Source organism: Propioniciclava soli (assembly GCF_014858005.1).
In the GTDB taxonomy this organism is placed as follows: domain Bacteria; phylum Actinomycetota; class Actinomycetes; order Propionibacteriales; family Propionibacteriaceae; genus Propioniciclava; species Propioniciclava soli.
Genome location: NZ_JACYOT010000001.1, coordinates 589,358 through 597,655, shown reverse-complemented (window position 1 = coordinate 597,655; position 8,298 = coordinate 589,358). Strand labels below are relative to the sequence as shown.

The 8,298-nt window shown below is 70.4% G+C and carries 10 protein-coding genes; 1 reads left to right on the top strand and 9 read right to left on the bottom strand.

The window, feature by feature from the left end:
- Positions 1 to 30 precede the first annotated feature (30 nt).
- The 9 genes from IFY26_RS02735 to IFY26_RS02695 all read right to left on the bottom strand — a co-directional run bounded on the left by IFY26_RS02735 (position 31) and on the right by IFY26_RS02695 (position 7,423).
- A complete protein-coding gene (locus tag IFY26_RS02735) occupies positions 31 to 276 on the bottom strand; it encodes an SHOCT domain-containing protein (RefSeq protein WP_206080019.1) in 246 nt (81 codons plus the stop codon).
- A 112-nt stretch (positions 277 to 388) separates the two neighbouring features.
- Complete coding sequence (locus tag IFY26_RS02730) at positions 389 to 1,009, bottom strand: peroxiredoxin family protein (protein WP_129459427.1); 621 nt, start codon at positions 1,007 to 1,009, stop codon at positions 389 to 391.
- A 5-nt stretch (positions 1,010 to 1,014) separates the two neighbouring features.
- Positions 1,015 to 1,992, bottom strand: a complete 978-nt coding sequence (locus IFY26_RS02725) for a cytochrome c biogenesis CcdA family protein (RefSeq protein WP_232547456.1) — start codon at positions 1,990 to 1,992, stop codon at positions 1,015 to 1,017.
- Positions 1,992 to 2,315, bottom strand: coding sequence for a thioredoxin domain-containing protein (locus IFY26_RS02720; protein ID WP_166233264.1), 324 nt, complete (start codon positions 2,313 to 2,315; stop codon positions 1,992 to 1,994). The genes IFY26_RS02725 and IFY26_RS02720 overlap by 1 nt, the downstream gene beginning before the upstream one ends.
- A 130-nt stretch (positions 2,316 to 2,445) precedes the next feature.
- Entirely contained in the window at positions 2,446 to 3,033 is a 588-nt protein-coding gene (locus IFY26_RS02715) for a DUF305 domain-containing protein (protein ID WP_232547477.1), read from the bottom strand.
- 133 nt (positions 3,034 to 3,166) lie between these two features.
- Positions 3,167 to 4,108: a YibE/F family protein gene (locus IFY26_RS02710; RefSeq protein ID WP_232547455.1), complete on the bottom strand. Its 942-nt coding sequence runs from the start codon at positions 4,106 to 4,108 to the stop codon at positions 3,167 to 3,169.
- A gap of 421 nt (positions 4,109 to 4,529) precedes the next feature.
- Positions 4,530 to 4,991: a hypothetical protein gene (locus tag IFY26_RS02705; protein ID WP_051208216.1), complete on the bottom strand. Its 462-nt coding sequence runs from the start codon at positions 4,989 to 4,991 to the stop codon at positions 4,530 to 4,532.
- A 46-nt stretch (positions 4,992 to 5,037) separates the two neighbouring features.
- Positions 5,038 to 6,621 carry an apolipoprotein N-acyltransferase gene (lnt, locus tag IFY26_RS02700; RefSeq protein WP_232547454.1) on the bottom strand — a complete coding sequence of 528 codons (1,584 nt, stop codon included), beginning with the start codon at positions 6,619 to 6,621 and terminating at the stop codon, positions 5,038 to 5,040.
- Positions 6,622 to 6,649: 28 nt separating this feature from the next.
- The gene (locus IFY26_RS02695; RefSeq protein WP_232547453.1) at positions 6,650 to 7,423 is read right to left on the bottom strand and encodes a prolipoprotein diacylglyceryl transferase; all 774 of its coding nucleotides are present in this window, start codon (positions 7,421 to 7,423) and stop codon (positions 6,650 to 6,652) included.
- 249 nt (positions 7,424 to 7,672) lie between these two features.
- Here IFY26_RS02695 and IFY26_RS02690 point away from each other — a divergent pair, with 249 nt between their 5' ends.
- Positions 7,673 to 8,272 (top strand): DUF305 domain-containing protein, encoded by a 600-nt coding sequence (locus IFY26_RS02690; protein ID WP_232547452.1) that lies wholly within the window; start codon positions 7,673 to 7,675, stop codon positions 8,270 to 8,272.
- The last annotated feature ends 26 nt before the right edge of the window (positions 8,273 to 8,298 follow it).

Genomic DNA, 8,298 nt, shown 5'->3' with positions numbered 1-8,298 from the left:
CCCCCCCCCCCCCCCCCCCCCCGGCAGGGTTCAGCGTTGGTCGTTGAGGATCCGTCGGCGCTGCTGGTAGTCGTCGGGTTCGATCTCCCCGCGAGCGAGGCGTTCGTCCAGCAGCTCCAACGCGGTCGGCCGCTCGCGCTGGGGCCTGGGCGCCTCGACGCGGCCGATCCTGCTGATGGACCACACCAACAGAGCGATCAGGACGACGAGGATGAGCGTGCTGATCCCCATTCCCAACCACATCCCCCAGCCGCTGTTGTCTCCCCACATCATCATTGGTTCCCTTCTTGAGCTGGCCTTAGGGCCAGGGTGCTGCGTCGACGGCGTGCGGCCCGTCTGCGGTCGGTCAAGATCGCTACAAGGTCGGCGGCGCAGCGTTCGCGCCCGTTCACAGGCGGCTGGTGGCTTCGTGCAGGAGCTCGGCGGGGTCGAGCCACATGGAGGGGTAGTTTCCCTCCCAGACCTGGTTGCCGTCGGCGTCGATCAGGACGAAGCCGTGCCCGGGCAGGCCCGGGTGCATGCCCTTGTCGAGGGTGTCGTAGGCCTTCGAGACCGTGCCGTCGTCCAACAAGTAGGGGGTGGTGACGCCGAAGCGGTCCAGGTCGGGCTGGATCTGGGCGGCGGTGTTCATCACGATGGGGAGCACGGTGATGCCGGCTGCGGCGAAGCCCGGCTCCTGCTCGATGAGGGCCATCTGCTGGGTGCAGGAGCCGCAGCCGGCGCCCTCGTTGAAGTAGAGGATCACGGGCTGGCCGCGGTAGTCGGCCAGGGACACGGTGGTGCCCGCGGTCGTCGGCAGGGTGAACGCGGGCGCCTGACCGGACGGGCCACCCTCAACCGGCCGGGCACTCCACAGGCCGAACCCGACGAGGGCGACGATGAGCGTGGTCAGCAGTCCGGTCGCGATTCTGAACAGGCGGCGACGCTTGGTCTCCTTGGCTGATTCGCGTGCCCGTTGGTCTCGGAGCTGTTGCCGGCGGCTGATGGTGGTGCGCTGGTTGCTGGGCATGGTCGTCAGTTCCTCGCGGTGTCGTGGTCGGCGATCGGGTGGTCGGCGTCGGTCGTGCTGTGGCAGTGCGGCAGGGTGGGGTCGGCGTCGGCGTGCTCTTCGGCTCCCTGGCGCGCGTCGCGGCGGCGGTCGCGGAGCGTGGTCCACACGAACACCCCGGCCAGCCCCAACAAGGCGAGGCCGAGGACGGGCTCAGGGACCGGGGCAAGCCAGCCGAGGACGGCCTGCGCGGCTTGGGTGACCCAGTCGCCGGCGGCGAGCTGGACCCAGGTGCCCGACCCGGTCATCGTCGCCGTGCCAGCGAGGGTGATGACCCAGACGCCCATGACGACGAAGGCGACCGCGACGAGCAGGTTCACGCTGTTGGTGTGCAGGCTGCGGCCGGCGACGGTCACCCTGATGGGCTTCGCCCGGCCCCAGCGTCGTTCGTTGAGGCGGGCGGCGTCCCACACGAGTGCCATGACCAGCAGCGGGATGACCATGCCGAACACGAACGCCAACCCGAGCACCAGGCCCCCGAGCGGGTTGCCCGAGAGGGCGGACAGGGTCATCACGCCTGCCAGGACGGGGGCGCAGCAGCTGGACGCGATCCCGGAGAACACGCCGAGGCTGAAGAAGGTCGCCGTGTCGCCGCGGGTGGTGTCGGGGGCGCGCAGCATCGACGGCATGGACCACATCCGGCCGCTGAGGGCCAGCAGGCCGAGGCCGATCATGAGCAGGCCACCGGCCCAGTACAGGATCACGTGGTACTTGGCGATCGCACCGGCCAGCAGACTCACCCCGAGCGTGATCGGGACCAGGACGAGCGCCAGGCCTGCCGCGAAGACGAAGGTCAGCGGGAGGAGGCGCCACCGGTTGTTCTTGACCGCAGCAGCCAGGTACGACGGGGCGAGGAAGACGATGCAGCAGGGTGCGAACAGTGCCACCGTGCCCGCGAAGAAGGCGGCCAGGATGCTGCCAGTTGCCAGGAGTTCCGAGCCCATCACGAGGCCTTCCGTGCCGCGAGGGCGCGGTCGAGCTTGCGGCGCGGGAGGCGTCCGGCGCTGAGGAACGCGCCGTCGAGCAGCACGAGGGGGAACATGGCCGGGCGGTGTTGATGGAGGAGCTTCTGGCCCTGCGGTGATTCGGCGTCCACCTGGTCGAGCAGTAGCTGCCCTTGGGTCGCGCGGTTCAGGAGTTCCGTGTGGGCGTCCTCACAGAGGTGGCAGGCCTCTGCGGTTACCAGGGTGACCATGGGCGACGCAGCCCGGTCGGTCTGGTGGCCGACCCGGGCCCAAGTGTTGTTCGTCGTGTTCACGACGACCATGGTGGTTCCCCTCACCGGGGGGACCGGTCAAGGCAGCCTCAAGATCTCGTCTGGCCTGAGAACAGCATGTGCGGTCGTCCGAGGGCGAGGGGCCGGCAGCACCTGCCGGCCCCTCGCCACGGTCGGGTTCCTACGCTGATGCGAGCAATCCCTGCATCTCCTCGATCTCTGCTTCCTGGTCGGCGATGATCTTCTGCGCCAGCTCGATGGCTTGCGGGTCCCGGCCGTCGGCGAGTTGGGTCTGGGCCATCTCGATCGCTCCTTGATGGTGGGCGATCATCGAGGTGAGAAACTGCCGGTCGAAGTCGGCGCCCGATAAGCCTCGCAGCTCGGCCATCACCTCTTCCTGGCTTCTCCCGTCCATGTCCATGCCCGAGTGGTCCATCCCGGCCATGTCACTCTCGGCCGGCATCGGATCCTCGCCCCACGCGGCAAGCCAGCCGCTCATGGTCTCGATCTCGGGGCCCTGAGCCGCCGAGATGCGTTCGGCCAGCGCCTTGACGTCCGCGCTCTGGGCCTGCTGGGCGGCGAGGTCGGCCATCTCGATCGCACCCTGGTGGTGCACGATCATCATCTGCGCGAACGCCGTGTCTGCCTCGTTGTGGAAGGCCGCACTGTCCGGGTTCGCTGACCCTGCCGTCGTCAAGGCTGGGCCGGGAGTGGCCGCCGGCGTGGCCGAGCACGCCCCCAGCATGGTCGCCGCTACCACGACGCCCATCACGATCGTGACCCACTTCGGTGTTGCTCTCATTGTTCCCCTGTTTCTCGCAGACAATCGGCCGCACCCCCGAGGGAAGCGGGGCACCCGCCGTCTTTCAAGGCTGCGCAACGAAGCTTGGCCAAACCTTGACCTAGATCGCTCGCCGGGGGCGTCGGGCTTTGGTGCCGGAGTCGGCGACGTCCCGACCCGACCCACCGCCGGCTGCGGCCGCGCCGGCAACGGTGAGGGCGGCCACGCCGGTGGTGAGGGGAACGCTCAGCACGAGGCCGATGCCGCTGCCGAGGGTGCGGATGATCTCCTCGGAGAACTGCTCGGTCGACAGCAGCAGGTTCAGGGGCTGCTCGTACAACGACAACAGCAGCAACAGCGACAGCGCAGCGCCGGCGTACGCGAACACGATGGTGTAGGTCGTGGAGGCGATGTGGTCGCGGCCGATCCGCATCCCCGAGGCGAACAACTGCCCCCGGCTCAGGTGCGGCCCGGCGGCCCGGACCTCCCACACCGACGACGCCTGCGTGATCGTCACGTCGTTCAGCACGCCCAGGCCCGCGATCACCAGACCACAGGTGAGGATGTCAGGGAAGTCGAGGTCACCGAGCAGGTTGGTCAGCGCGAGGCTCTCCTCACTGGAGATGCCGCTCAACCGGGCCATCGAGACGCCCAGCGCGCCGAGGCCGGTGGTCACCAACAGGCTCAACCAGGTGCCGACGAACGCCGACGTGGTCCGCCACGACACCCCATGGGCCAGATAGAGCACCACGAACATGATGGCGGTCGACCCCACGATCGCCACCCACACAGCCGGCTGTCCCGACGTGAGGGCCGGGATCATGAACCCGAACAGCACCACCCCGGACACCACCAGCCCCAGCAGCCCGAAGAAGCCCTTCCGGCCGGCGACGACCAGCACCGCCACCACGAACAAGACGGTGAAGATCGCCAGGACCGGGATCCGGTCAACCGTGATCAACGACCATCCCCCGGGCACCCCCTCGGTGGCGCCGACCTCGGCCCCGTGGACGCCGTCGCCGGGCTGCAGGCCGCTCCACGCGGTCACTCCCACCAGCTCCACGTCCACGAGTTCGCCCGCACGGCGGTCCAGTTCGACCTCGGCGACAAGGCAGGCGTGCTGGACACCGGCGTCCGGCCCCGTCGCGGGGGCGCCGGGCCCGGCCGGGCACGGCTCGATCGCGGTGATCTACCCGCGGACCGGCACGATCCCCTCGGCCGTCAGCACCGAACCCTCCGGCAACACCCGCTCCGTGGGCCACAACCACACCAAGCCCGCCATGGTGATCGCCGCCACGACGGCCAACAGCACGAGTGTCGCGAGCGGGCCGTCCGGGAGACGCGCACATCGGCGTCCACCCCATCATGCCCATGGTGGTGACGGTGACCCCCGCTCATGGGGTGGCCACCGGAGGGACGAGGCGAGGTGTGGTCACGATCGTCCAGCGTGGCAGCCAGCGCATGAGCCGGAGGTCAAGGCCGGGTCAAGATCTGGTCTGGTTCGTGTCTGGATGGTGCCCGTCGTGTTCCTCCAGCGGCTGGCCGGTGGGGCCAGTGGTCGCCGCGGGCTGGGGTGCGACGGGTGTCGGGTTGAGGGCGGGCCCGATCACGAACGCGGACAGTGTGAACAGGCTGGTGAAGGCGATCGCCCCCAGCGCTGGCGCCTTCCAGGTGCCGAACCGTTTCCGGAGGCGGTTGAGCATCGGGATGCTGAGCAGCATCCCGGCTGCGTAGAGCACCGTGTTGCCCACGACGCCGGTCAGGAGGGCGGCGCCGGCGAGGAACCCGACGTGGTGCAGGACATGCGGTGCGAGCCCGAGCAGGGCCCCGAACGTGGCTCGGGTGGCCGCCCACGCCCCGGCGGCGCGGGCCCGCCACGGGGTGGCCGCGGTGACGCTGTCGGCGGCCAGAGTAGATGCCGGGGGGTCGGTCAGGCTGGTGTCCATACCGTCGAGGGTGCGTGACGTCGGTGTGGTGTCGGCCCGGCTCTGGTCAAGATCCGACCAAGGGATGAAAGCGCCTGCGCGGCGAAGGCGTCAGCGTGAGCGCCGTGAGCCAGAGCGCGGCGGCCACGGTCGCGGTGACCTCCAGGGGGGTGGCGAGCCAGCTGGCGGTGGTGGTCCCGGTGCGCAGGCCGAGTTGCACCACTCCAACGGCGGGACCCGGTTCGGTGACCTTCATGGTGACCCGCCCGGTGGGATCGATGAGTCCGGTGATTCCGCTGGTGGTGACGACGAGGGTGTCGCGGCGCAGTTCCGCTGCCCGGGCCCGGGTGATGGCGAACTGTTGCTCGATCTGGGCGGTCCCCTGGTACATGGCGTTGTTGCTTTGCACGATGACGGCCTGCGCGGTGGCGAGGTCGTGCACGACGGGGTCGAAGGCGACGTCGAAGCAGGCCAGCACGCCGAGGCTGATCGAGCGTCCGTCGGGGAGCTGTACGTCGAGAAGACCCGGATCAGTGCCGGCCACGGACTGGGCGCCGACGTAGCGCAGGGCAGGGATCAGCGGCAGCAGCACGTCTCGGAACGGGATCCATTCGCCGAACGGGACGATCGAGCGTTTCTGATAGGTGGGCCCGATCCGGCCGTCGGGTTCGCGCCATTGGGCGGCGGTTCGCCGCTGGCGGGGTCCGGGACCGTCGAGGATGGCGCCGACCAGCACGGGACGCCCCACGGCCGCGACGGACTGCTCGACGAGCTGGCCGGTGCGCTGGTCGGTGTCGGGGTCGAGGTCGGTGGCGTTCTCGGGCCACACGACGAAGTCGGGGGCCGGCAGGCGGCCGGCGTCGATCGCGGCGGCCAGTTCGCGGGTGGCCCGTGCCTGGTTGGTGGTGATGGTACGAGGCGGGCCGAGGCCGTAGACGCCGCCGCCGGGTGCGCCACCCTGGACCCAGCCCGCGGTGACGACGCCGTCAGGGGGCGGGGTCGGGGTCACGGTACCGGCGGTGGCGGCGCCGGTGACGACGACCAGCCACGCCGCGGACCAGGCCAGGCGCCGCCTGGAGGGCCCCAGCAGGATCCAGGCGCCCAGCTGTCCCGTGAGGACCACGGAGAAGCTGACGCCGGCCACCCCGATGAAGGGGTACAGCCCGGCCAGGGGCGAGTCGATCTGGGTGTAGCCGAGCCGCAGCCAGCCGAAGCCGCCGAACGGGACGCGGGCGGCGAGGAACTCCACGCCCAACCAGGCCAGGGCTGCCAGTACGGGCCAGCCGCGGCTCCGGCCCGCGGCGCGGACCAGCACGGCCGTGACCGCAGACCAGCTGGAGGAGAGCAACAGCAGCCCTACCAGGGCGGCCGGGTGGATGGCGGCCATCCAGCCCAGGGTTGGTCCGGACAGGCCAAGGCCGTAGGCCAGCCCCACGGCAGCCGCAGCCCGGAGCGACGTGCTCCGGTGCACGGCGACGGTGAGCACCATGACGCCAACCGGTGGGGCGAGCCACCAGCCCAGCGGTGCGACACCCGTGCCCGTCACCAACCCCGCCGCACCCGCCGCCCCCGCCGCGACCAGCGGTGCCCACTGACGCGGCCACCGCTGCCGGGCCCACGCCGCGTCCCGTGCGGTCCGCAGGGTCGTCATCGCGGGCGTGGCCGTCTCACCGAGTGGATCACACGCGCGCCGGCTCGACCGGGTGTGCGGCGGCGGGCTCGGGGGTCCGCTGCCGGCGGTCGACCGCGATCAGCATGACGCCGGCGATGATGCTGAGCACGCCGAACAGTTGCGCTTCGGTGAGGCCGAGCAGGACGCGGTCGTTGACCCGGACGATCTCGACCAGCAGTCGCGCGGCCCCGCTGAGGGCGAGGTAGCCGCCGAACACCGACAGCGGCAGCCAGCGGCGGGCCAGCAGCCAGAGCACGGCGGCGATCGCGAACGCGCCGGCAGCCTCGTACAACTGGGCGGGGTGAACCGGGACGGTCACGGGCACGACGCCGTTCGGGAAGGCCATCCCCCAGGGCAGGTCGGTCGGCGTGCCGTAGGTGCCATCGCCCGCCAGGAAACAGCCGATCCTGCCGATCCCGTACGCCACCGACAGCGGGAGCGCGGTCGCGCCGGCCACGCTGGCCAGAGGCAGCTGGTAGCGGCGGGTCAGGACGACGACGGTGAGGATGCCGCCGATCAGTCCGCCGTACCAGACGAACCCCGAGCTACCGAGCAGGTGCCAGCTGAACTGGGCGCGGTTGTCGATCAGGAAGTACACCTTGGCGGCCACGAACCCCCACACCGCCGCCCACAGAACCAGCGAGTGCGCCTGCTCCACCGGGAAGCCGAGCCGGCGGAAGGCCCGGCCGAGCAGCCACGCGGCGACCAGCGCCGCGAGGGCCTTGCTCACCCCGTACGACTGGATCTGGATTCCGAACACTGAGAACAACACCGGCCACACGGCGAGACTCCTCCATCAAGCGACGCACCCGCGTGGCACGCCGGCTCCCACTGTCGCGGGCCGGGGTCAAGGGCCCCCTGAGCGGCAGCCAAGATCACGTCAAGAAGCCGATGAAACTGGGCGGGGGTGCCTGGCGAAAACCTCAAGATTCGGCCAAGAACCCCGATCCGGGGCTCGACGCCGCGAAACCCCGGTGGGTAGCGTCGATGCCCATCCTCACACCTGAGGCGAACAACCAAGGGAGGCATGATGGAACACACGAACCTGACCCGACGGGTGGCGTCCGGCTTGACTGCGGCCCTGCTGGCGACCGGCGCCCTGACCGGGGTGGCGGTGGCGGCCGCACCACCGGCACAGGCGAGCGCACCAGCGGCGTCCGATCAGGCGGCCCGGTTCGAGGTCGACTTCCTGACCGGGATGATCGACCACCACCACATGGCGGTGATGATGGCCGAGATGTGCGTCGAGAAGGCGGTCCACGACGAGCTCGCAGCGACGTGTGAGTCGATCGTGGCCACCCAGTCGGCCGAGATCGCGACCATGCAGCAGTGGCTGGAGGACTGGTACGGCATCTCCCACGAGCCGGACATGACTGGGATGCAGTCGATGCACCGGTTCCACGACCTGGACGGCGAGGAGTTCGAGGTGGCGTTCCTGCGGTCGATGATCCGCCACCACCGGGGTGCGATCCGGGAGGCCGAGAAGTGCCTGGCGAACGCCGAGCACGACGAACTGCTGACCCTGTGCACCGACATCCGAGACGCCCAACTGGCAGAGATCGCGCAGATGCAGGACTGGCTGCAGGAGTGGTATGACCTGCCGGGCGGCCGACCGGTCGGCACGGCCTGATCGTCGCCCTGCCCCCCGCGGGCGGC

Bases quoted from the DNA above. Each gene is read 5' to 3' on its own strand.
- IFY26_RS02735 (WP_206080019.1), bottom strand. From the start codon at position 276: ATGATGATGTGGGGAGACAACAGCGGCTGGGGGATGTGGTTGGGAATG.
- IFY26_RS02730 (WP_129459427.1), bottom strand. From the start codon at position 1,009: ATGCCCAGCAACCAGCGCACCACCATCAGCCGCCGGCAACAGCTCCGA.
- IFY26_RS02725 (WP_232547456.1), bottom strand. From the start codon at position 1,992: ATGGGCTCGGAACTCCTGGCAACTGGCAGCATCCTGGCCGCCTTCTTC.
- IFY26_RS02720 (WP_166233264.1), bottom strand. From the start codon at position 2,315: ATGGTCGTCGTGAACACGACGAACAACACTTGGGCCCGGGTCGGCCAC.
- IFY26_RS02715 (WP_232547477.1), bottom strand. From the start codon at position 3,033: ATGGGCGTCGTGGTAGCGGCGACCATGCTGGGGGCGTGCTCGGCCACG.
- IFY26_RS02705 (WP_051208216.1), bottom strand. From the start codon at position 4,991: ATGGACACCAGCCTGACCGACCCCCCGGCATCTACTCTGGCCGCCGAC.
- lnt (WP_232547454.1), bottom strand. From the start codon at position 6,621: ATGACGACCCTGCGGACCGCACGGGACGCGGCGTGGGCCCGGCAGCGG.
- IFY26_RS02690 (WP_232547452.1), top strand. From the start codon at position 7,673: ATGGAACACACGAACCTGACCCGACGGGTGGCGTCCGGCTTGACTGCG.